Genomic DNA, 21,473 nt, shown 5'->3' with positions numbered 1-21,473 from the left:
CGCCTTCAGCTGAAGGCGGTTTTTTGTTATTTGCCGCAGGCTAGGCGGGCAGATCCTCCTCGACCGGCTTACTGCGGGTCACCAGTTTCCGTAGCGTCACGTAAAACACCGGCGTCAGGAACAGACCGAACAGCGTCACCCCCAGCATCCCGGAGAACACCGTGATCCCGGTGACGCCGCGGACTTCCGCCCCTGCGCCGTGGCCGAGGATCAGCGGAATGGTCCCGGCGATAAAGGCGATGGAGGTCATGACAATCGGGCGCAGTCGCAGGCGGCACGCCTCCAGCGCGGCTTCCATGATGCCTTTGCCCTGAATCTCCAGCTCGCGGGCAAACTCGACGATCAGAATGGCGTTTTTACAGGCCAGGCCCATCAGGACCACCAGCCCCACCTGCACGAAGACGTTGTTATCGCCCCCGGTCAGCCAGACGCCAAACAGCGCGGAGAGCATCGTCATCGGCACGATAAGGATCACCGCCAGCGGCAGGGTCCAGCTTTCATACAGCGCCGCCAGCACGAGGAACGCCAGCAGCACCGCCACCGGAAAGACGATCAGCGCCGTATTGCCCTGGGTGGCTTGCTGGAAGCTCAGATCCGTCCACTCAATATTCATCCCATTCGGCAACACCTGTTTAGACATGGCATCCAGCAGCGTCATCGCCTGCGAGGAGGAGAGGACGCGCGGATCGGCATCGCCAATCAGGTCCGCCGCCGGATAACCGTTGTAGCGGATCACCGGATCCGGCCCGTAGGTGGTACTGATATTCACCATACTGCCGATCGGCACCATTTCGCCCTGATTATTGCGGGTGCGCAGATTGGCGATATCTTCCACGCTCTCGCGGTACGGCCCGTCAGCCTGGGCCATCACGCGCCAGGTACGCCCGAACTGGTTAAAGTCATTGACATAAGACGAGCCGAGATAGGTCTGCAGCGTGCCGAACAGATCGGTCAGCGATACCCCCTGCGCTTTCGCCTTATCGCGATCGACCTGGACATCCAGCTGCGGCACGTTAGCCTGGTAGGTCGAGATCGGGAAGTGCATCCCCGGCGTCTGCATAATCGTCCCGGACATGGCATTCACCGCGCTTTGCAGCGCGCCATAGCCCAGCCCACCGCGATCCTGGATGTAAAGGGAGTAGCCGGATCCCTGACCCAATCCTAAAATCGGCGGCGGCAGGATGGAGAAGCCAAATCCCTGCTGGATTTGCGCGATTTTGGCGTTAATCTCCGCGTTGATTTCCGCCGCCGAGTGTTTGCGCTGGTCGAACGGCTTCAGGCCAAAAAAGACCGTCCCGGTATTCGGCGTGTTGGTGAACTGCAGCGCGTTAAGACCGGGGAAGGCGACCGCATAATCGACCCCTTCGGTATTCATCCCGATCTCGCTCATTTTGCGGATCACCGCATCGGTGCGCGCCAGCGACGAACCTTCCGGCATCTTCACGCCGCCAATCAGGTACAGTTTGTCCTGGGTGGGAATAAATCCGCCGGGGACGACTTTAAACATCACCCCTGCGGCGCAGAGCAGCAGCAGGTACACCACAAACACCGCGCCACGGCGGCCGAGGGTTTTGCTCACCAGCCCCTGATAGCCGTTCGAGCTGCGCAGGAAAAAGCGGTTAAACGGACGGAAAATCCAGCCGAACAGACGATCGATCAGCCGGGTAGGGAGGTCTTTTTTCGCGCCGTGCGGCTTTAACAGCAGGGCCGCCAGCGCCGGGGAGAGCGTCAGCGAGTTGATGGCCGAGATCACCGTGGAGATGGCGATGGTCACCGCAAACTGCTTGTAGAACTGACCGGTCACGCCCGAGAGAAACGCCATCGGCACGAAAACCGCGCACAGCACCAGCGCAATAGCGATAATCGGCCCGGAGACCTCTCGCATCGCCTGATGCGCCGCGGCAAGCGGCGCAAGCCCCTCTTCGATATTGCGCTCGACGTTTTCCACCACCACGATGGCGTCATCCACCACGATACCAATCGCCAGTACCAGCCCGAACAGGCTCAGGGTATTCAGCGAGAAGCCCAGCAGATAGAGAATGCTGAAGGTACCGACCACCGATACCGGCACCGCGATCAGCGGGATAATCGACGCGCGCCAGGTCTGCAGGAACAGGATCACCACCAGCACCACCAGCACCACCGCCTCCAGCAGCGTCTGCACCACCGCGCGGATGGAGTCGCGCACGAACACCGTTGGGTCGTACGGCGCCGCCCACTTCATATCTTCCGGGAAGCGGGTGGCCAGCTCGGCCATTTTGGCGCGCACGGCGTTCGACAAATCGATGGCGTTAGCCCCCGGGGACTGGAAGATACCGATCCCGACCGCGTCCTTGTTGTTGAGCTGGGAGCGCAGCGCATAGCTACCGGAACCCATCTCGATGCGCGCCACGTCGCGCAGGCGGACCAGCGAGCCGTCCTGCGCTGTTTTCAGAATGATATTGCCAAACTCTTCTTCGGTATGCAGACGGCCCTGGGCGTTAATCGAGATCAGGAAGTCGCTCTCCTGCGGCAGCGGCTCGGCGCCAAGCTGTCCGGCGGAGACCTGGACGTTTTGCTCCTGCATCGCCGTGACCACGTCCGAGGCGGTCAGCCCACGCGCCGCCACCTTATTGGGATCCAACCAGACGCGCATCGCATATTCGCCGGAACCAAATATCTGGATCTGGCCGACGCCGGGCAGGCGCGCCAGCTCATCCTTCACCTTCAGCGTGGCGTAGTTGCGCATATACAGCGAGTCGTACTTACCGTTTGGCGAAAACAGATGCACCACCAGGGTCAGCGTCGGGGACTGTTTCTGGGTGGTGATCCCCAGACGGCGCACATCCTCCGGCAGACGCGCCTCCGCCTGCGCGACCCGGTTCTGCACCTGAACCTGCGCCTGATCCGGGTCGGTACCCGGGCGGAAGGTCACGGTGGTCACCAGCACGCCGTCGGAGCCGGCGACCGATTTCATGTACATCATGTTTTCAACGCCGTTGATCGCTTCCTCCAGCGGCGTCGCCACGGTCTCGGCAATCACTTTCGGGTTGGCGCCGGGATACTCCGCGCGCACCTGCACGCTGGGGGGCACGACGTCAGGATATTCGCTCACCGGCAGCAGCGGGATGGCGATTAACCCGGTGATAAAAATTAAAATCGACAGCACCGCGGCGAAAATTGGCCTGTCGATAAAAAAGCGGGAAAAGTCCATGTCTTGGATTCTCTGATTAGGGATCAGTTGAGGGCGGCGCTGGGGGTCATGGCAACGGTTTTGGCGTTAACCGGCATACCCGGCATAAACACTTTTTGTAAGCCGTCGACGATGACGCTATCCCCTGGCTTCAGACCCTGCTTCACGACGCGTAAACCGTCGGCCAGCCGCCCCGGCGTGATATCACGTCGCTGCGCTTTGCCATCTTTATCAACGATATAGACATATTTACGATCCTGATCGGTGAGCACCGCTTTGTCGTCGATAAGCGTAGCCTGGAACGCCGCGCTGCCCGGCAGACGCACGCGGGCAAACAGACCCGGCGTGAACAGCCGCTGCGAGTTATCCAGCAGGGCGCGCATGCGGATGGTGCCGGTGCTTGGCGTTAACTGATTATCGAGAAAATCCACTTTGCCCTGATGGGGGTAGCCCTCCTCGCCAACCAGGCCAATCTCCACCGGGAGCGCCTGATTATCGCTGGACGCGCCTTGCCCGCGGCGGGCGAGATTTTGGTAGTGAAGGTAGGTTGACTCGTCGACGTCAAAGTAGACGTACACCGTCTTCTGCGAGACCAGGGTGGTGAGCACGCTGGCGGTGTCGCCCGCCGTGACCAGGTTGCCGCTGGTGATCAGCGCGCGGCTGGCGCGGCCGTCGATAGGGGCGGTCACTTTGGTGAAGTCGAGGTTAAGCTGCGCGGCATCCACCGCCGCCTGCGCGGCGCGAATATCGGCCTGCGCCTGTACCGCGGCTGACCGGCGCTGCTCCCACTCTTCACGGGAGACGAGGTTGGTATGAACTAATTTATCGGTGCGGTTCGCCTCGCTTTGCGCCAGGCTGGCCTGCGTTTTGGCTCTCGCCAGCGTCGCCTGCGCCTGCTCCAGCGCGGCGCGATAGGTTCTGTCGTCTATCGTGAACAGCACCTGGCCCTTTTTCACCTCCTGGCCGTCGGTGTAATTCACTTTATCAATATATCCCGAGACGCGGGGGCGGAGCTGAACGCTCTCCACCGCTTCAATGCGACCGTTGAAACTATCCCACTGACTGATCGACTTCACCAACACCTTAGCGGCGCTGACGGCAGGCGCGGGCGGCGCGGCGTTTTGCGCGACGCTGTCGTCGCAGCCGACGAGCAGAAAGGAGAGCATCATCGCGCCGAGCGCGGTCAGGTGAATGTTTCCCCAGTTTTTTTGCAGGCTCATTATTTTTATTCCAGTCATTGTAGCCGCCGGGCAAGACGCAGCCTGAGAGGCTGCGCCACTTCCTTTGTCCGGGCTGGCTTAAGGCCATTTGTGTCGATCATCGCCACAAAATTGTAACAATTTCGAATACACTATCGCGGCGATTGTAGGAATGCGCTTAACTAAGTGCAAGAATAATTGTTGCACTTTATGTGCGATCCTCACCGGAGAAAAAAGGCGCGATCCTGGCAGGGTTTTAAATGCAACAATAAAACTTGCATTTTGTGTAAAACCAGGCCACCTTTTAATGCAACTGCTAAAGATGCTTTTAACCGGCCGCGAGGGGGAAATATGATGAACACTGGCGCCATCATTCAGGATCTGATCGACTGGATCGACAACCATCTTGATAGCCGTCTGGATATTGATACCGTTGCCCGGCGAGCCGGCTATTCGAAGTGGCACCTGCAGCGGATCTTCAAAGAACATACCGGGCACCCCCTCGGGGAGTATATCCGGGCGCAAAAGCTGCAAAAATCGGTCGAACGCTTAGCCCACAGCAACGAGCCGATCCTCAACGTGGCGATCGCCCTCGGCTTTGACTCACAGCAGTCCTTCAACCGCAGCTTCAAGCGCCAGTTTGGCCAGGCGCCCGGCGTCTGGCGCCGGAGTATCAGCCGCTCTGCCGCGCAGACATCTCGTCAGTGATGCTCATGACCGGGGAGGGTCAGTCCTTACCCGGTCCATGATCGAATTTGCTGCCTTTGCCGATGGCATAGAACTGCCCGCCTGCGACATAGTGAACGGTCCGCAGCTCGTCCGGCGCATCATCAAAGATCCAGTGTCCGTTGCGGAATACCCGGTCATCGCTCCAGGCGGCGACGATGTCACCCATAAACAGATTGTGCTGTTGCTGGATGTCCGGGTAAGGCATCACTTTGCACACCAGCCAGCCCGCGCAGCCGGCGACAAGGGGGAGATCGAACCCCGGCTGATAAAAGAAGGGGATGGTGTCGTTTTTATCCGGCGCGTCGGCATAGCTGCGCCCGCCAGCGTAGAGGACGGTTGCCATCTGGCTGACTACGGGGATCTGCACGACGAAATAGCCGCTCTTTTCCACCAGCTGACGAGTGAAGGCCTGGGGGCCGATATAGGCCACCACTTTTCGCTCGCCTGCCAGCCCAACCCAGGCGGCTGACATGACATTTTCGACGCCATCATATTTTGCGGAAATCATGGTGGTGGACCCGACCTGCAATAAACGATACGCCTTACTTAATTCGACAGGCTGAACGGACATTATTTTTCCTTTATGCGTGTTATTTAATATGTTGATTCTCTGGATATTTATTGAGGGCATGGTCATTTTTGGCCCCTCACGCGATATCCACAGCGCAACGATACGCCAGGCGATTAAGCGCAAAAAGATGCGTAAATTGTTTTCATTATTCATAATCAACGAATAATCATGCCGCCTGTCGGTAGGCTGCTCGCTACAGGGGAGAAAGAAGGTGGATCGTATCCAGGCTATGCAGATGTTTATGCGCGTCGCGGAGGCAGGAAGCTTCGTACGTGCCGCGGAAACCCTTTCCCTGCCGGCCTCCACTGTCACCAGTACCATTAAAAACCTTGAGAAATACCTGAAGGTGCGGCTGCTGAACCGGACCACAAGGCGGGTGAGCCTGACTCCGGAAGGGATGCAGTATCTGGCGCAGTGCCGGGAAATTCTCGCCCTCATCGAACATAGCGAATCCAGCCTGAGCGAGTCTGTCGCGCGGCCTCAGGGGCGCCTGCGGGTTGATATGCCCGCGGGCATCGCGCATTTCATCGTCATGCCCCATCTGCAAGACTTTTACCGACGTTACCCTGATATCTACCTGATGATCGGGGTCAGCGATCGGCAGGTCGATCTCATTCAGGAAGGCGTCGACTGCGTGATACGCACGGGAGAGCTGAACAACTCCAGCCTGGTGGCCCGGCCTCTGGGCCGCTTTCGCTGGGTCACCTGCGGGTCACCGGACTATCTCAGGGAATATGGCGTGCCGCCATCACCGGAGGCGCTCTCTCAGCACCGGGCCGTGCATTATTTCTCCGGCCAGGCGAGGCGGGCCGATGAGTTCCGCTTCCTTCGCCACGGCGAGACTTTTTCTGTACCCGTCAGCGGCACCGCCGCGGTGAATGAAACGGGGCTTTATATAAAAATGTGCCTGGCAGGATTTGGGCTGGCGCAGCTGGCGGAGAATATCGTGGCTGACCACCTGCGGGAGGGGAGGCTGGTGGAAGTGCTGGCGGACTGGCAGCCGCCCCCGGTACCTGTCACGTTGCTCTATCCGCACCAGCGCTTTCTCTCTCCTGCCGTGCGGGCGTTTGCTGAGTGGATGAGCGAGGTGGTTTGAGGAGATTATCGTTTCGGGAGCCCCTCATGGGAGCGCAGGGCTCCTGCAGAAATATCTGGTCTGCCGATCAATCACTCGATATTCTGTAGTGCTTTGTCTTTTTTGTGAACAGGAAAAAGTATGTTTAATACGCTCCCCGATTTACACAGAAGTTTTGCAGAGCAACTGAAGCTTAAATTACAGTCTGACCCGCGGATCCTCGCCCTTCTCGCCGGCGGCTCGTTTATCCATGGCGGGTTTGATCAATACTCCGATCTCGATTTCGTGGTGGTGGTCGACCCTCTCTATTATGACGAAATCATGGCTCAGCGTATGGCGTTCGCCGGAACCCTCGGCCATCTGCTACATGCTTTCACCGGGGAACACGTCGGCGAGCCTCGCCTGCTGATCTGTCTGTTTGGCCCGCAACTTCTGCATGTCGATCTCAAATTTATCACCCTGGACATGCTCACTCAGCGCGTTGAGGAGCCTGCCGTGCTATTTACCCGTGATAGCGATGCTCTCAAGCGCCAGCTGGCAAAATTTAGCGCTTACTGGCCGAACATGACGCCGGAGTGGTTTGAGTCCCGAGCCTGGATCTGGCTGCATTATGCCGGGGTTAAACTGGGCCGGGGCGAACTCTTCGAAGCGCTGGGGATGCTGTCCTTCTTCCGCGAACAAGTGCTGGGACCGATGCTGTTCCGTCGCGCCAATCTACCGCAACGCGGGGTTCGCCGAATAGAAGCCCTCGGCATTGATCCCGATGGCCTGCTGACTTCCACTCTGGCAACGCACGATCGTCACTCTGTCGGGATTGCCATCCGAAGGGCTGCCGACGCTTATGTCAATCTGCGGGCTGATGCGCTGCCTGACAATATTGCAGACGATGCGGCGCGGTGGGCGGTCTTTGCCATGCTGGACGCCTATTCTGACAAGGAGTAAATCTATCCCTCCGGCCGCTGACGCGGCCGGAGTATGAAAGGGTTGCGCGAGATGTTATGGGTGGTTTTATCCTTAGAGGGGGGCCGGGTAACCGGTAACGCTAAAACTTCCCCTGGCCCGGTTTGTTCCGCACCGCCAGACGATTAGAGTTTATCCAGTTCATGCACCGTACGTTCATTGACGATATTACCCGTATTCAGGGTCGATTTTGGCTCCAGTAAAACGACGCAGCACTCTTCGGTTAACGCTTCAGGACAATGCTCAGTTCCTTTCGGCACAATAATAAACTCACCGGCATCAAGAATAATATCGCCTGTTCTTAAGCCCATTCGCAAGCGGCCGCTGACCACAAGAAAAAGCTCGTCCTCCTGTTCATGATGATGCCAGTCAAATTTTCCGGATAATTTAGCCAGTTTGACATATTCGTTATTCATTTCGCCGACAATTTTCGGGCTCCAGTAATCGCTGAACAGAGCAAAACTGTCTTTTAAATTAACTTTACGCATTCATCTTCTCCGTCACACATATTTAATGCGGGTGGGTTGATTTCGTCATAAAAAAAGAGCAGGCATTGGGCCGCACGGCGCACAGCCGGGTTAGGCGATATTGATCGCTAATAAAAAGACGCCAGGATTATCAGGAAAGTGACCGTATCATGGCCAGCTTTCCGGCTATTACGCCTGCTTTGCTTTGTGGGGAAATACAGCGCAAGCAGGCCGGCTCTGCTGTTCGAAATAACAATACAGTTAACCCGCAAACTGAACAACGGGTTTCCCGATGACGGGGGAATATATTTATCAGTTCGCAATCAATCGACTGAATTTAATTAATTTTATTTTTAAAATAATTTTTCCTCAGGCATTCAGCGGACCGTTTTTGTTTCTTTAAGTGAACAGATGCCCGAAACGCCGGCGCCATATCTCAGGTCTCCAGGTCCGATAATGGCGCGGCGGAGTTAACCGGGCTCGAGGTGAGTCATCACCACCGTCGCGCTAACCGCCGTTTCCGTTGCGCTGTACGTGTGCGCAATCTCTGCAGAGAAGGCATAAAAATCCCCGGGCTCCAGGGTGATGACTTCATACTGGCTCAAGCGCAGGCGCAGAGTTCCGCTGTGTACCAGAATATGTTCATGCGCCCCCTCTGAATGTCCGGGGCTGTGGATGGTGACCCGCGGTTCCATTTGCAGCAACCATATCTCGGAGGTATTGCCGGGGCCGATGCGGAATTTCATCATTTGCGAATACTCGCCCGGCACAGGGCGATATTTTTCAAAGCGGGGATACATCCTGCTGCCGCTTAGCAAATCGCCGACCGGTAAACGTAACGCGGTGGCGATAGCGTCCAGCGTATCAACTCGGGGACTGGAAGATCCTGATTCCAGCTTGGATAACGCTCCCTTTGAAACCCCTGACAATTTAGACAGATCGTTTAACGAAATCCCCCGGGACTGCCGTAGTCGTCTTATTTTACTGCCGATATTTAATGACAACGCAGCTGGTTTATCGCGTTCAGAATCTGCCATTATTGCCTCCCTCCCCGAGTGAGTCCTTCTCATCCGAATAAACGCCCCGCCCAGTTGAGATTGCGGTAGGGACATAACACTGCTGTCGCTGGCCTGATATGTCATCGCTGCATCAACAGTCAGTGATTCTTCACGCGCCCGCCATGCCTGAATACCACGTTTATCCTTTCAAATGAACCATTTTGGTGTTCACCGGTTTGATGGGCAGTCTGGGTAACGGGAGATATTGCACATTGAATCTGTTCGTTGCGTTCGGATGTTGCCGGGCTGTTTTAAGCGAAAAATGGATGATTCTGGAGTAACGGATTGTTTATTGATGTAAGCAGGGGCCGTTATTTTCCCCACTTCTACAGTGGGGGTTTGAGGATCTGTATCAGGAAATGATGCCGGTGTTGCCATATCTAGTAATGCACCAGCCCGCCATCTACCGCGTACTGACTGCCGGTGACATAGGATGCATCATCAGAAAGCAGGAAAAGTGCGACAGCAGATGCTTCTTCCGCGGTTCCTGCCCGGCCGAGGGGGACCTGGCTGACAACAAAATCCTCAAACTGCTGACGCGACTCTTCCGGCATGAAATGTCTAAAGTTCGTTTCGATCGGACCCGGTACCAGCGTATTGGCGCGAATACCCCGCACAGCCAGCGCAGAGGCCCAGCTTTTAACCATTGCGACAACTGCGCCTTTCGTTGCTGCATAGAGGCTGGTCATTGCCGCACCTTCATATACAGATGAAGATGAGGTGACAAGAACAGATGCGCCTGAATTGAGGGATCCAGAAAGAGCGGCAAGCTGCAGCATCGGGCCGCGGACGTTAGCATTCATCATGCGGTTAAAAGCATCCGCTGTCACCGATTCCGGAGCACCTACTTCTGCGAAGCCAGCATTAAGCCATAGTCCGTCGAGTGAACCCCAGTCGCTTATCGCTGCCTGAAGAACGCTTATATCTGCTTCGCTGGCTGCATCGTTTTTCAGAATGAGAGATGATTCAGGCAGTAGACTACGGGCGCGCTTCAGCCTTTCATCATTGAGGCCCGTAATGGCAACATTGCCGCCCTCACTAACAATGCGCAGTGCGCCTGCAAATCCCATACCGCTGGTACCGCCAGTGATAAGGATGCGTTTACCTTGAAATCTGCCCATGATTCGCCTTTCTTTGTCTTTAGAAACATCAAGTACCTGACGAAGATAACCATCAGTCGTCATCTGTTACATCACGCCATGGTGAGATTATGGCTGCAGCGTTGGCATTTGGCACCAAGCGGGGTAGGGGCCAATGCTGATGGTGGCCCTTTTTTTCAGCGCCGGGGGAGTGTATTTGAAGAACCAGATCTTTCTGCCGAATGGCTTAATCAACAACGCCAGCCCGTCGCCATCGCGTAGCCGCTACTCGGTATTAGTTTGGTATTTCAATTGGTTAGGTATCTTTTTGCACCATGGTTTTTTACGATATGGCATCGTGGTGCAAAACAAGCATAGATGATGCTCGAGATTTATACAGAGAATATGACCGCACAGGTAACAAAAAAAACCGCAGGGCTTGCGCCGTGCGGGCTCTTAGGACTTCATCGGATGACTCTGGTAATCACCGATGGAGAATTTTGGTGGGCTGGCGGAGTCTGAATAAACCTCGTAAGCATTTAAATTTAAATAATTTTAATGTGTTCAACTTTCATTTGTGTACCTAAACGTGTACCAATTATGGAATGTCATAGCATTCTTACCTATCTAAAGTTGTCGATTGTTCTTCCTCCTGATGATTTTTCTGTATCTACAAAGGCTAGAGAAAAATTTTTTTGCATTTAACTGTTCATACTGTTCACCTTATTATTTTTCTTTTTATATCATAATGATAGATGGTGACCAGTTGGTGAAGAGTGAACAGTCAACTCTTCACCTCAGCGCGTCTCTGGCCGGTTTCCGGCGACCATCACCGCAATACGATAGTGATGAGGGGGGGGAAAAAGTTTTTTTGGTGAAAACTGTTCACACTGTTCACTGAGCGTTTTTGTTATTTATTTTCATGGTGTTAGCATGTGAATGCTTGGTGAACAGTGAACACTTGACTGTTCACCTTTGCGGCCTTATAGGTAAAATCACTGTAGTTTACTGAGAACGAAAAACGGAAGTTGGTTTTTAGATAAGTTTATATACCCGTCATACTTCAAGCTGCATGTGCGTTGGCTTTCCTCGCTTACCCCAGTCACTTACTGGAGTATGCTCCTGGGGACTCGCTGTGTCTCCGCCTTTCTGCAACTCGAATTATTTAGGGTATATGTATCAAAATTTCTTCTGCTTCTGGTATGCGGAGATAGTGTTAACTACGCGCTGTGAGTTCGACAGAGAGAAAAGGCTAACAAGCGTTATATAATTAGCAAAATATCTTTGGATCATAACCATATTCAATGCACATATCCCAGAGCTGCTGATAGCCATCATCTCCAACCCATTTTTTTACTCTAGCAGGATCTGCTCCTATAACTTCAGCAACGCGCAATAAAAGCTCCTCCTTTGAATAAGACTTACCAGCTAACCAAAAAGGAAACTGCTCATCATTACTGTGAACTAATAGTTCGAAAATTGTAGTTGTCTTACCATCAATACTTTGAAGATTTACTTCACTGACACCACTTAAAAACCGGTATTCCGGATTCTCCCAACTGGGAATAACACCTCTATACGGTGCACCATCTGACAGAGCTTCTACCAACTGAGATACGACTCTAGAAACTTCCGCTGTATCTGTAATCCCTACTATTCCGCTTAGTCCGATGTGCTTATTCTCGATATCTTTCTTAGTAACATTTAGCCATATTGGGAGTATTTTTTTATTACCTTCAATATTTTGTCTAATAAGAATATCCATTTCATAAGATGTCCAGTTTTTTGAAAGATAAGATGGACTCAAAATCAAAATCCCTGTCCTCGATTCATTCAATCCTTTTTCGATAGAATCGAGCAATCGGTCCCCTACCTTAAGAGACAGAGGAGCAAACCAAACACTTAATCCATTTCTCTTCAATCCAAATGCTAAATCCGATACAAAATCATTATCTTCTATTGCATATGATATAAATGAATCGTGCATTTTATTTTCCTTTTCTCCACTCAAATTTGCTAATGGTTGTTTAAAAACTGCGGTACTCGATATGACCGCCCCCCAATAATTAGTGCATAAAGACGTAGTAATGTCCATTTTAGCACTGAGCTACCTGATAATTTTTTTAGGATGAAAAATTTTTTCTGGAAAACTTTTTACACTGTTTATTCTGTATTTTTGTTTTTTATTTCATTTGGTTAGCAGATAAACACTCATTAAACATTGAACACTTTACTGTTCACTCTGCCCGGTGTGCAGGTAAAAAAAGACCGGCAATGCCGGTCCGGGTAGGTTATGTTGCGGTGGGGTCATCGCACTTCGGCAGCCAGTCGGCGTTGCTTTCCTCCCTGAGAGCGAGATTGGTCTGCATACCCTGATTTGTGCGGCGCTTCTCATAATTCAGTCCGTACTCTTTCAGCATGGCTGAGAGCCCCTTGCCGAACATGGTCAGGCTGAGTGCGTTCCTGTAGCCGTGGGCCTCCATGTAGACCAGATAGGCGTGATACAGATACAGGCGCGGCTGGCGCGGGATAATGTTCGCGTTCCCCATATACATCCCGTCCGGCTCCGGCAGTGCCTCCAGATAGCCGCAAAAATCAAACGTCGGATCAGCATCACGCTTGATGCTCAGTGCCTCGTCGGAGTTCTGCTGCGACTGGAGCAGCGCGCGGGCGCTCATCGGGTCGCTGAACTGCTGCATCAACTGGCGCACAATCACGGCCAGCTCGCGGACGATTTTATCCCTGAGCTGCGGGTCGCGTTCTTCCGGCGCAATCTGCTCCGGGAAGTGGATAATCACCCGGCGACGTGAGACGCCGCCGCTCCGGTCGGTGAAGCGCATCGGGTTATTGTTGACGGCCAGAATCACCGCCGGAATATGCGTCGAGTACGGATTCTGGTATTTCGGGTCAACGGAGACCGCATCGCCGCCGGTGATGGCCTTGAGTCCGGCACCGTCACCGCTCCATTTCTCCTGGTCAGGCAGACGTATCAGCGAGAAGCCAATCAGGGAGGCGCGCTTGCGCGGGTCTTCCAGCGTGTCAATATCGGCTGACGTGGCGTTATCCTCTCCGGCCAGCATCGTGGCAATTTCGACGAGAATACTTTTCCCGCTGTCGCCTAGCCCGGTCACTTCACGAAGCGTGCAGGCGAGGCGGGGAAAGTCTTGGCCTCTCATTTAGAATCATTTAACTTATTAGTTTTTAATTGACTTAGAACTTCAAAATTAATTCACAGGTAAATTATTATCAACCTAAAGGAGGGTGGGCTAAATTCGGTTACTATTTTGTAATGAATATGTAATTGTAATAGTGTTAATAAGTCATTATTCCAATAAAATGTAAGCAACCTCACATATGTAAAAATATAGTCTATTTTATACTTTGATAAATTTGCTATTAATAACTTGTCATACCGAACGATTTACTACACACACTATAATTATGATAGGGTTCTCTTATGAAAATATCATTTTTTGGAGTTGATAATTTTCGCACCATCTCTGGTGGCATCGAAAACAATAAGATAATTTTTAAGGATACTAATACTTTATTTATATATGGGGCTAATAATGCCGGAAAATCGACTTTTTTAAAGGCGTATGTATTTTTTTATTCAAATGAAAAACCTACAGGTAATGATTTTTATAAATGTGATGATAAAAATTCTATCGAATTCGAGTTAGAGGTTGAGCTCGATGATCTAGATAAACAAAGGATAGAAGAGAAAGCTCCTAAACAAAAAGAAAGCTACAAAAAATATTTGAAAAATGATTTTATAAGAATAAAGAAAGTTTGGAGTAAAAACGGTTCGAAGATAGAAGATAAGAATTTTACCTACGATTATAATAGTGACAAATATGATGAGGTTGGATATGCGACAGTTGGTTTGCATACAGTTTTTCAATCTTGCTTACCAAAACCTGTATTTATTAAAGCGATGCCGACAGAAGAGGAAGCAAAAAAAATACTTAATGACATATTAAAGTTGATGGCTGAAAGTACTCTTAGAAAAGATGATCTCGCAGAATTAAAGGCGGCACAAGATAAGATAAAAGAGTTGCAGGATAGGATGTACGATCCAAAATTAATTGACGCATATCAAGCATCTGTTAATGATTATTTTAATAAGATATTCGGCGATACGGAAATATATTTCAAAGATCAAAAGGATAGGGTTGTTTGGACAGAAAATAAACTTGGAAAGGATTTTGATATTGAGTTTCTGAAAAAAAATGGTGATGGTGTAGTAGATGCTAACATACCCTCTACTTATAGCAGTGTAGGTCATGGAACAATCAGAACGGCAATATTTACTTTGCTATTAATGCGGGATGTTGCTGAGAGGTTTGAGAGAAAACAAGGGCGTAAAGATTACATGGTCCTTTTTGAAGAGCCTGAACTGTTTCTTTATCCAAGGATAGTTAAGGAACTTCGTGATCTTATTTATCAAGTTAGTGTTGAAGATCTTCCTTATCAAGTGCTTTGTGCATCACATTCATCTTCTATGATAGACCTTTCAAAACCTAAATCTTCTATAATACGCTTGGTAAATAACAGAGAGGGGACCAAAACATACCAAATAAATGACCAGTTTTTGAAGGATGCGAAGGGGATAGTCACCAACGATGAACTCAAGCAGGAAATGTATGAAGTATTGAGGTTTAATCCTTATATATGTGAATCATTTTATGCAGATGAGGTTCTTTTGATTGAAGGCCCAACGGAGGAGATAATATCTAGAGCATACTTTCAGGAATTCCCTTCTCAAAAAACAGTATTCGTTCTTAATTGTGGTACTGTAACTAACATCCCCTTCTATCAAAAAATTTTCTCACGTTTCAATATTAAATATCATGTGATTTGTGATACTGACAAAGCTTCAATCCTAAGTATTGATGAGAGTGGTAACCCATGCTTTGATTCTGGGATACAAAAAACCATATCAGACCAGCATTCTTACGATAAAAAACAAAATAATAAGAATATTGGTTTGCTTAGAACTCATTCCATCACTTTTGAACCAGCACATCAAAGCACAGATATACCTGATTTCTTGAGATTTGTCGATAGTGGTGATAAAAGTAAGCCGTTTAATGCAAACCTATATTGGAAGGATATTCTAAAGCCTAATATCACTCATCAAGATATAAATAAAGTTCCAATTATAAAATATCTTAGTGAAATTATAGCTCACTAAGTCATAACAAGAAACCACGTCATTAGACGTGGTTTTATAATAGTTAGTGATTAGGTTTTTAAAATTTTTTAGTAGGAAAGGATATTGTGCTTTTAGTATATTCTTTAAATGTAGGTATTCCCCACCAGTCCATCAATTCTACTCTTTGCTTTAAGTAATTAGATCTATTATAAGCTTTTCTTACTTCGTTTTATCGCTATGTGCAAGAGCGGACTGTATCACATCGGCATTAAAACCAGCTTCATTCATTGCAGTGCTAGCAATTGATCGTAGGCCACGAGCAACTAATTTCCCACTAAAACCAATCCTCTTTAATCCAGCATTGGCTGTCTGGCTATTCATCGGTTGTATTGGATTGTTCCTGCTCGGGAAAACATGTTCTCGATGAGCACTAACAGGCTTCATCACTTCCAGAATCTCTAATGGCTGAGGAGATACAGCTACAATGTGCTCACGCTTGGCCTTCATCCGTTCGGCTGGAATTGTCCAAAGCTTGGCATCTATATCGATCTCTAACCATCGAGTACCTGAAGCCTCAGAGGGACGCACAAGTGTTAGAAGCTGCCACTCGATAAGACGCGTGTCGGAACAGTTAAATTAGACATAACCAGTGACCGCATCAATTTTGGCAATTCTTCTGGCCGCAGCGTCGGCATGTTTTGCTTTTTTGGTTTCTCAAAGGCCATGCCAACACCTGAGGCCGGATTCGCATCTATCAGACCAGTGTTAACCACATAAATCATTATTTCATTAATACGTTGTACCAGGCGGCGAACTGTCTCCAATGCCTCTCGCGCTTTGATTGGCTCAAGTGCTTCAGCTATCGTTCTGGCCTTTACCTCCAGTACGGGTATCGTACCGATTGCCGGGAACACATCTTTATCCAAAGAACGCCAAATATCCTTTGCATAATCCTGTGTGACACTTCTGCTTTTTATCTGGAACCAGTTGGCAGTCACAGTTGAAAAAATGCTGTCTAACTCAATCTGGCGTTGTTCTGACGCTTGTTACTGTTCCTGTTCCTGTTGTGGATCCATACCTTGCGCGAGTGTGGTCAAGTGCTGGTCACGTATCTGACGAGCTGCTGCGAGTGTAAGGGCAGGGTATGAGCCGAGACTCAAATTCATGCGGCTGCTGCTTCCCGGTCGTTGATAACGGAAACGCTAGAGTTTTTTACCGGAGGTTTGAAGAGTAAAAACAGTCCATCGCCATCATGAAGGGTGAAGTCTTTTTCACGGTGTTTAGCTTTGAGGATTTCGTTGATAGTGAGTAGGCGTGTGATGCGCCCCATATCTGGATTCCTTCCATAATTGGTACACGTTTAATGGACAACACTATAGCGTGTATCTAAACGTGTACCAATAATCACAGGATTTAGCCGGATGTTCTCGAACAACAACAGGCACAAAAAAGCCCGCAGGGCTTGCGCCGTGCGGGCTTTCAGGACTTCATCGGATGACTCTGGTAATCACCGATGGAGAATTTTGGTGGAGCTGGCGGGAGTTGAACCCGCGTCCGAAATTCCTACATAGCATTTTCACTACAACAAAAACAGTAATTTATGTTTTAAAACAATACGTTGTTTTTTTGTGGTGTTTGCCAATTTTATACATTTTTACTGCTTTGCCGCCAAAGTGCCGCCATCACTTCTTATCTTCAATGAAGTCGTACTCAAGCAAGTTATCCATGCACTTCTCGAGTTTATAGAAGTCGGTGAGAGGGTAAAGGTGCACAATGCTGTCGTCAAAATTCTTGATCCCTGACAGGCGTTCAGTCCGCCTCAAAAACCTTGAGGCGGACTTTACCCTATCTCCTTCACCTGGCTCGCATGTGTAATCCAGTGTTTTAAGTACTTGCCATGATACAGGGGGAGTGAGCTTAAACATTTTAATCAGTTTGGGACAAAAATCTTTTGAGATTGTTTGTTGGTAAGTGACTTTTGGAGGGAGTACAACATTGATTGACTTGTCCCCATCATTTGTTTTAACCATTTTCGTGGATCTGTAAGCGATGCCAACAATATTTGATTTTGCCCGGCGGCTAATCCATTGCATTAATAAGTTTGGAATTATGTACTCTTGAGTAAATGATGTACTGTTATGCTTTTTTCTAAAATTGCAAGCGTAAATCAATGGCATTAAGCAAATATATGCCATTTTTGTAAGGTACGGCATTTCATCATCATCGACAATGCCATAAAAACGTGAGTAAAGGATTTCGGCGGTAAAGTCCAAAATTTTAGAATTCTCTTCATCAGACGAGTAAGAAGAAATATATAGTTTGTCAAAGTCTGGTTTATCCATTTCCAACCAACAGACATACAAAGACGATCCAAGATATAAGCATGGCAAACCTGCGACAGAGTATCTCTGTGCGTTGACTAAATGCCGCATAGAGAAAGGGATGTGAAATATCTCACTTCTGTCTTTTATTGAAGTGTCAGACTTCCTGACTCGAAATAGAGGTTTGGATTCGTTGCACAACTTGTTTAGTGGAATAGATATGTGATGTATATAGCGAGAGGTTACATTGTCAGAAAAGGTTTTATCAAAGCTATCATATGCTGCCTTAATATCACCAGATAAAAATTCTGACAAAGAGGTGACTAATCCAAAATAAATCTCAATAATTTTTTCTAGACGTCTGCTGATTCTCTTGGATAATCCAGTTTCATTGTTCTCAGTATAGTCATTTAAAAGGTTGAAATAGATTTGGCACTTTTCTTTAAAGTCACTAATAATGTCAGATTCAACCGTAAATGGTAAATTTAAACTTTCTTCATTGACTATGTTTGAAAAAATATCATTCAAACCATCAGATAAATTTTCACTTCCCATGTTTTACCCTTTAGAGTAGTTTAATGCATAAAGTGGATTCTTTGTCACCGCATCTTCAAGATGATCAGGCGAAAAATGAGCATAAACCATAGTCATTTTGATATCGGAATGACCTAATATATCTCTAAGGACCAGTATGTTTCCGCCGTTCATCATAAAATGGCTGGCGAATGTATGGCGCAGAACGTGAGTACATTGACCCTCTGGTAAATCAATACCTGCTCGTTTCACTGCGCGCTCAAACGCTTTTCTACATGGAGTGAACAACTTCCCTCTGTTTTTGGGGAGTTCGTCATATAGATCCTGAGATATCGGTACGGTTCGGTTTTTCTTGCCTTTGGTTTTGGTATAGGTGATCCGGTATTTAGATAACTGATGGCCCTGCAGGTTTTCGGCTTCACTCCACCGCGCGCCGGTGGCCAAGCATATTTTTGCAATACTCAACAAGCTGGGGCTTTGAGAGTCAGCGCAGGCATCAAGCAGGCGTTTAATTTCGTCCGGGGCCAGGAATGCCAGTTCTCCCTCTGCAATTTTGAATGTAGGCAGCCCGGCGAGCGGGTTAGGCGCTGACCAGTGGCCCAGCTTTTTCAAGGTGCCAAAAACGGATGATAAGTTACGCTGTTCCAGGTTTACCGTGCGGGGCTTTACTGGCGACATTAGCGTGCCGTCTTCGTTTCGTATCTCACCTTTTAATCGTGCTTCTCGATATCTGGTAAAGTCACCAGCTGTTAGCTCCGAGGCGATGGGATCGCCTAGGCCGTTACAAATAATGTTGAGTTTCGCCATCAGGCGCTTGGGGTCTGCGAGCGTCTGGCCATAAAGGGAGTGCCACTGCTCAATCAATTCTGACAAACGCCGCCGATCTTCCTTTTCACCCAGCCACGGCTTTTTGTTCACTTCATCCATGGTGAAATTTTCGAATGCTATAGCCTCGCCCTTTGTCGCAAATTGCTTGCGCACGCGCTTGCCGTCCCGCCCGTTCGGATAGCACTCGCACAACCATTTTCCGTTCGGCTGTTTTCTGATGGTCATGTTCAGATGCTCTTTATGACTTTAACTGCCCGGCCTACGACCTCAATATCATCAAGGCTGCACTCAAAAGATGATTCGCCCTGCTGGACAACTAATCGATTTCCGGGGATTCGTGCAAGCTTTGCCATCGTTTTTATCCCATCGATATCGACGAGCCATGTACCGTTTACTGGCGGAGTGCCGCTACGGTCAACGAGATAGGAACCATCATCCGTATGGATGAGCCACGGATTAGTTATGTTGTGAGGGATCAGGCTGTTATCTAGTATGACTTTTCCATGGTCAACTAAAGCTCCACCATCCAATGTGGCCTTGTCAATTTCAGGTGCTACTACCTCGGATAACGGTTTGATGTGGGAGTGGTTCACAAAAACAAAACTATTTTCCTGAGCATTATTATCATTTTTATCTCCCTGCCCGGTAGCTAACCAAAGTAGCGAAACCCCAGTTTCAAGAGCGCACTGTATAACCCATTCCGCGGGAAAACTATCCCTTAAATATCTGTTTGCCATAGTGCTTTTTGAAACAGAAAGATGGTCGCATAGTTGCTGTCGAGAGTTGAATTTATAAGCCTTAATCAGCCTATTGATTGCTTCACGTCCTCCGCTGTCATTGCCAACCTTGATAGATCTCATAAGCAAAACCCTTGACGTATATAAAATGTGATCTTAGTATTCGATTGAGGTTAGAAAAACAAACCTCAACCAAATAAAACGAGATAAAACGAAACCAAACCAAGAGATACTGCACTATGAGCACAGATATTTCAATTCGTGTACCAAAAGAGATGGCAACTCCTGCAGAGTTCGCGGAATGGGAAGGTATTTCACGCGGTTCTGTTTATCAAAAAATCCACCATGGAAAACTCGCTAAGTACATGGTAAAGAAAGAAAAAAATAAAGGTCGTGTAAGTTTGCGTTACCTGATGTACAAAACCGATCAGGTTCGTGAGTCCCTTGGTCACTCCAACTTCCGCATCATCGTTGGTCAGTAAGTCCAATTATGAGAACTTTTGGAGCGACGAACATGTTTGATTTCAGGATTTCCAAACATCCACATTTTGAAGAGGCCTGCCGGGCTTTCGCGCTGCGTCATAACATGGCGAAACTGGCAGAACGCGCGGGAATGAATGTCCAGACACTGCGTAATAAGCTAAACCCTGACCAGCCGCACCAACTTACCGCACCGGAAATCTGGCTGCTTACTGATCTGACCGAGGATTCCGCATTGGTTGATGGTTTCCTGGCACAGATCCACTGCCTGCCGTGCGTGCCGCTAAACGAAGTCGCTCGGGAGAAAATGCCGGACTACGTACTGAAAGCCACGGCAGAAATCGGCCGCGTAGCTGCTGGCGCTGTTTCCGGCGAAGCGCACACAACGGCAGGGCGCCGCCAGATTGTTGATAGCATCAATTCAGTTACTCGACTGATGGCATTAACCGCAGTGACGTTGCAGGCGCGCCTGCAGGCAAGCCCGGCGATGGCCAGCACCATTGATACAGTCACTGGCCTGGGTGCCTCGTTTGGTTTGATCTGAGGTGGCTATGTTGACTAAACAACCATCACTCGCATCGCTGCTCGTTAAGCAAAGCCCATCACCTCATTTCGGGCATGGTTGGATCATGGGGAAGGATGGCAAGCGCTGGCATCCGTGCCGCTCGCAGGATGCGCTGCTGGCTGAACTGCGTACTACTAAACAGGGGAAACCATGGCTATTGAAGGCGATTCTGCGACTGTTCCACTAAGTCCGGGGCATCGGCTGGATGGCCTGAATCATATTGCAGAGCTTAGGGCGAAAGTGTTCGGCTTGAATATAGAACCTGAACTGGAGCGTTTTATTAGCGATATGCGGGACCAGCGAGATATTAACCATAAACAGAATGAGCGTGCCTTAGCCGCCATATTCTTTATGGCTAAGATTCCGGCGGATCGTCATAACGTCAATATGAATGAGCTGACGACTGACGAAAAGCGGGAGCTGATAAAAGCAATGAACCATTTTCGTGCAGTGGTGAGCTTATTTCCAAAGCGGCTAACCATGCCGAATTAACCAGTAACAGAAATTAATGGCGTAAACCCGCCGGGCATTCTTTTGCCA

General features: G+C 49.5%; 18 protein-coding genes and 3 pseudogenes. 8 read left to right on the top strand and 13 right to left on the bottom strand.

The features are described 5' to 3' along the window. Window positions 1–40: 40 nt before the first annotated feature. Both oqxB and oqxA read right to left on the bottom strand, forming a co-directional pair. Entirely contained in the window at window positions 41–3,193 is a 3,153-nt protein-coding gene (gene oqxB, locus ABLV04_RS03870; RefSeq protein WP_044524417.1) for a multidrug efflux RND transporter permease subunit OqxB, read from the bottom strand. A gap of 23 nt (window positions 3,194–3,216) precedes the next feature. Beyond that, window positions 3,217–4,392 (bottom strand): multidrug efflux RND transporter periplasmic adaptor subunit OqxA, encoded by a 1,176-nt coding sequence (gene oqxA, locus ABLV04_RS03865; protein WP_023290702.1) that lies wholly within the window; start codon window positions 4,390–4,392, stop codon window positions 3,217–3,219. A gap of 333 nt (window positions 4,393–4,725) precedes the next feature. Between oqxA and ABLV04_RS03860 the strand changes: the two genes are divergently transcribed. Next, the gene (locus ABLV04_RS03860) at window positions 4,726–5,079 is read left to right on the top strand and encodes a helix-turn-helix domain-containing protein (RefSeq protein WP_032429203.1); all 354 of its coding nucleotides are present in this window, start codon (window positions 4,726–4,728) and stop codon (window positions 5,077–5,079) included. Between the two features lie 19 nt (window positions 5,080–5,098). Here ABLV04_RS03860 and ABLV04_RS03855 read toward each other — a convergent pair whose 3' ends face one another. Further along, window positions 5,099–5,671 (bottom strand): flavin reductase family protein, encoded by a 573-nt coding sequence (locus ABLV04_RS03855; protein WP_048335044.1) that lies wholly within the window; start codon window positions 5,669–5,671, stop codon window positions 5,099–5,101. Between the two features lie 211 nt (window positions 5,672–5,882). Between ABLV04_RS03855 and ABLV04_RS03850 the strand changes: the two genes are divergently transcribed. Together ABLV04_RS03850 and ABLV04_RS03845 are read left to right on the top strand one after the other, a co-directional pair. Continuing rightward, a complete protein-coding gene (locus ABLV04_RS03850) occupies window positions 5,883–6,767 on the top strand; it encodes a LysR family transcriptional regulator (protein WP_023290699.1) in 885 nt (294 codons plus the stop codon). A 120-nt stretch (window positions 6,768–6,887) separates the two neighbouring features. Further along, window positions 6,888–7,688 (top strand): hypothetical protein, encoded by an 801-nt coding sequence (locus ABLV04_RS03845; RefSeq protein WP_102004649.1) that lies wholly within the window; start codon window positions 6,888–6,890, stop codon window positions 7,686–7,688. 143 nt (window positions 7,689–7,831) lie between these two features. On the opposite strand, the gene ABLV04_RS03840 is transcribed toward ABLV04_RS03845, so the two are convergent. The 6 genes and pseudogenes from ABLV04_RS03840 to ABLV04_RS03815 form a co-directional block, all read right to left on the bottom strand. Next, entirely contained in the window at window positions 7,832–8,194 is a 363-nt protein-coding gene (locus ABLV04_RS03840; protein ID WP_087775169.1) for a cupin domain-containing protein, read from the bottom strand. Between the two features lie 449 nt (window positions 8,195–8,643). Continuing rightward, entirely contained in the window at window positions 8,644–9,210 is a 567-nt protein-coding gene (locus tag ABLV04_RS03835; RefSeq protein WP_049003977.1) for an XRE family transcriptional regulator, read from the bottom strand. Window positions 9,211–9,611: 401 nt separating this feature from the next. Beyond that, window positions 9,612–10,352 (bottom strand): SDR family oxidoreductase, encoded by a 741-nt coding sequence (locus ABLV04_RS03830; RefSeq protein ID WP_023290695.1) that lies wholly within the window; start codon window positions 10,350–10,352, stop codon window positions 9,612–9,614. Window positions 10,353–10,472: 120 nt separating this feature from the next. After that, window positions 10,473–10,634 (bottom strand): annotated as a pseudogene (locus tag ABLV04_RS03825) (integrase arm-type DNA-binding domain-containing protein); the annotation flags it as partial. Between the two features lie 946 nt (window positions 10,635–11,580). Further along, a complete protein-coding gene (locus tag ABLV04_RS03820; RefSeq protein WP_050597806.1) occupies window positions 11,581–12,297 on the bottom strand; it encodes a toll/interleukin-1 receptor domain-containing protein in 717 nt (238 codons plus the stop codon). 304 nt (window positions 12,298–12,601) lie between these two features. After that, window positions 12,602–13,444, bottom strand: a pseudogene (locus tag ABLV04_RS03815) (primase-like DNA-binding domain-containing protein); the annotation flags it as partial. A 323-nt stretch (window positions 13,445–13,767) separates the two neighbouring features. Here ABLV04_RS03815 and ABLV04_RS03810 point away from each other — a divergent pair. Beyond that, window positions 13,768–15,507 (top strand): ATP-binding protein, encoded by a 1,740-nt coding sequence (locus ABLV04_RS03810; RefSeq protein ID WP_180264058.1) that lies wholly within the window; start codon window positions 13,768–13,770, stop codon window positions 15,505–15,507. 58 nt (window positions 15,508–15,565) lie between these two features. Here ABLV04_RS03810 and ABLV04_RS03805 read toward each other — a convergent pair. The 4 genes and pseudogenes from ABLV04_RS03805 to ABLV04_RS03790 form a co-directional block, all read right to left on the bottom strand. Next, window positions 15,566–16,798 (bottom strand): annotated as a pseudogene (locus ABLV04_RS03805) (integrase domain-containing protein). Window positions 16,799–17,150: 352 nt separating this feature from the next. Further along, the gene (locus ABLV04_RS03800) at window positions 17,151–18,344 is read right to left on the bottom strand and encodes a hypothetical protein (protein WP_348815365.1); all 1,194 of its coding nucleotides are present in this window, start codon (window positions 18,342–18,344) and stop codon (window positions 17,151–17,153) included. Between the two features lie 3 nt (window positions 18,345–18,347). Next, window positions 18,348–19,376, bottom strand: coding sequence for a site-specific integrase (locus ABLV04_RS03795; RefSeq protein WP_110212950.1), 1,029 nt, complete (start codon window positions 19,374–19,376; stop codon window positions 18,348–18,350). Between the two features lie 2 nt (window positions 19,377–19,378). Further along, complete coding sequence (locus tag ABLV04_RS03790) at window positions 19,379–20,011, bottom strand: phage repressor protein CI (protein WP_117267397.1); 633 nt, start codon at window positions 20,009–20,011, stop codon at window positions 19,379–19,381. Window positions 20,012–20,127: 116 nt separating this feature from the next. On the opposite strand from ABLV04_RS03790, the gene ABLV04_RS03785 reads away from it, so the two are divergent. The 4 genes from ABLV04_RS03785 to ABLV04_RS03770 are packed head-to-tail and all read left to right on the top strand — an operon-like array spanning window position 20,128 to window position 21,425. Next, window positions 20,128–20,370 carry a Rha family transcriptional regulator gene (locus tag ABLV04_RS03785; RefSeq protein ID WP_032438893.1) on the top strand — a complete coding sequence of 81 codons (243 nt, stop codon included), beginning with the start codon at window positions 20,128–20,130 and terminating at the stop codon, window positions 20,368–20,370. Window positions 20,371–20,402: 32 nt separating this feature from the next. Continuing rightward, on the top strand, window positions 20,403–20,912 hold the full coding sequence (locus tag ABLV04_RS03780) for a phage regulatory CII family protein (protein ID WP_004174275.1): 510 nt from the start codon (window positions 20,403–20,405) through the stop codon (window positions 20,910–20,912). 7 nt (window positions 20,913–20,919) lie between these two features. Beyond that, window positions 20,920–21,120 carry a phage filamentation protein Fil family protein gene (locus tag ABLV04_RS03775; protein WP_004174277.1) on the top strand — a complete coding sequence of 67 codons (201 nt, stop codon included), beginning with the start codon at window positions 20,920–20,922 and terminating at the stop codon, window positions 21,118–21,120. Continuing rightward, window positions 21,084–21,425, top strand: coding sequence for a DUF5347 domain-containing protein (locus tag ABLV04_RS03770; RefSeq protein ID WP_004174279.1), 342 nt, complete (start codon window positions 21,084–21,086; stop codon window positions 21,423–21,425). Before ABLV04_RS03775 ends, ABLV04_RS03770 begins: the two co-directional genes overlap by 37 nt. The last annotated feature ends 48 nt before the right edge of the window (window positions 21,426–21,473 follow it).

This window comes from Klebsiella sp. JN_Kp127, assembly GCF_040062505.1.
In the GTDB taxonomy this organism is placed as follows: Bacteria; Pseudomonadota; Gammaproteobacteria; order Enterobacterales; family Enterobacteriaceae; genus Klebsiella; species Klebsiella quasipneumoniae.
This window is presented reverse-complemented; position numbering and strand designations above follow the sequence as displayed.

What these genes read in the sequence shown, in the direction of transcription:
- ABLV04_RS03860 (WP_032429203.1), top strand. Translation starts at nt 4,726, where the DNA reads ATGAACACTGGCGCCATCATTCAGGATCTGATCGACTGGATCGACAAC.
- oqxB (WP_044524417.1), bottom strand. Translation starts at nt 3,193, where the DNA reads ATGGACTTTTCCCGCTTTTTTATCGACAGGCCAATTTTCGCCGCGGTG.
- ABLV04_RS03780 (WP_004174275.1), top strand. Translation starts at nt 20,403, where the DNA reads ATGTTTGATTTCAGGATTTCCAAACATCCACATTTTGAAGAGGCCTGC.
- ABLV04_RS03790 (WP_117267397.1), bottom strand. Translation starts at nt 20,011, where the DNA reads ATGAGATCTATCAAGGTTGGCAATGACAGCGGAGGACGTGAAGCAATC.
- ABLV04_RS03855 (WP_048335044.1), bottom strand. Translation starts at nt 5,671, where the DNA reads ATGTCCGTTCAGCCTGTCGAATTAAGTAAGGCGTATCGTTTATTGCAG.
- ABLV04_RS03845 (WP_102004649.1), top strand. Translation starts at nt 6,888, where the DNA reads ATGTTTAATACGCTCCCCGATTTACACAGAAGTTTTGCAGAGCAACTG.
- ABLV04_RS03770 (WP_004174279.1), top strand. Translation starts at nt 21,084, where the DNA reads ATGGCTATTGAAGGCGATTCTGCGACTGTTCCACTAAGTCCGGGGCAT.
- ABLV04_RS03840 (WP_087775169.1), bottom strand. Translation starts at nt 8,194, where the DNA reads ATGCGTAAAGTTAATTTAAAAGACAGTTTTGCTCTGTTCAGCGATTAC.
- oqxA (WP_023290702.1), bottom strand. Translation starts at nt 4,392, where the DNA reads ATGAGCCTGCAAAAAAACTGGGGAAACATTCACCTGACCGCGCTCGGC.
- ABLV04_RS03820 (WP_050597806.1), bottom strand. Translation starts at nt 12,297, where the DNA reads ATGCACGATTCATTTATATCATATGCAATAGAAGATAATGATTTTGTA.
- ABLV04_RS03785 (WP_032438893.1), top strand. Translation starts at nt 20,128, where the DNA reads ATGAGCACAGATATTTCAATTCGTGTACCAAAAGAGATGGCAACTCCT.
- ABLV04_RS03810 (WP_180264058.1), top strand. Translation starts at nt 13,768, where the DNA reads ATGAAAATATCATTTTTTGGAGTTGATAATTTTCGCACCATCTCTGGT.
- ABLV04_RS03830 (WP_023290695.1), bottom strand. Translation starts at nt 10,352, where the DNA reads ATGGGCAGATTTCAAGGTAAACGCATCCTTATCACTGGCGGTACCAGC.
- ABLV04_RS03795 (WP_110212950.1), bottom strand. Translation starts at nt 19,376, where the DNA reads ATGACCATCAGAAAACAGCCGAACGGAAAATGGTTGTGCGAGTGCTAT.
- ABLV04_RS03800 (WP_348815365.1), bottom strand. Translation starts at nt 18,344, where the DNA reads ATGGGAAGTGAAAATTTATCTGATGGTTTGAATGATATTTTTTCAAAC.
- ABLV04_RS03775 (WP_004174277.1), top strand. Translation starts at nt 20,920, where the DNA reads ATGTTGACTAAACAACCATCACTCGCATCGCTGCTCGTTAAGCAAAGC.
- ABLV04_RS03835 (WP_049003977.1), bottom strand. Translation starts at nt 9,210, where the DNA reads ATGGCAGATTCTGAACGCGATAAACCAGCTGCGTTGTCATTAAATATC.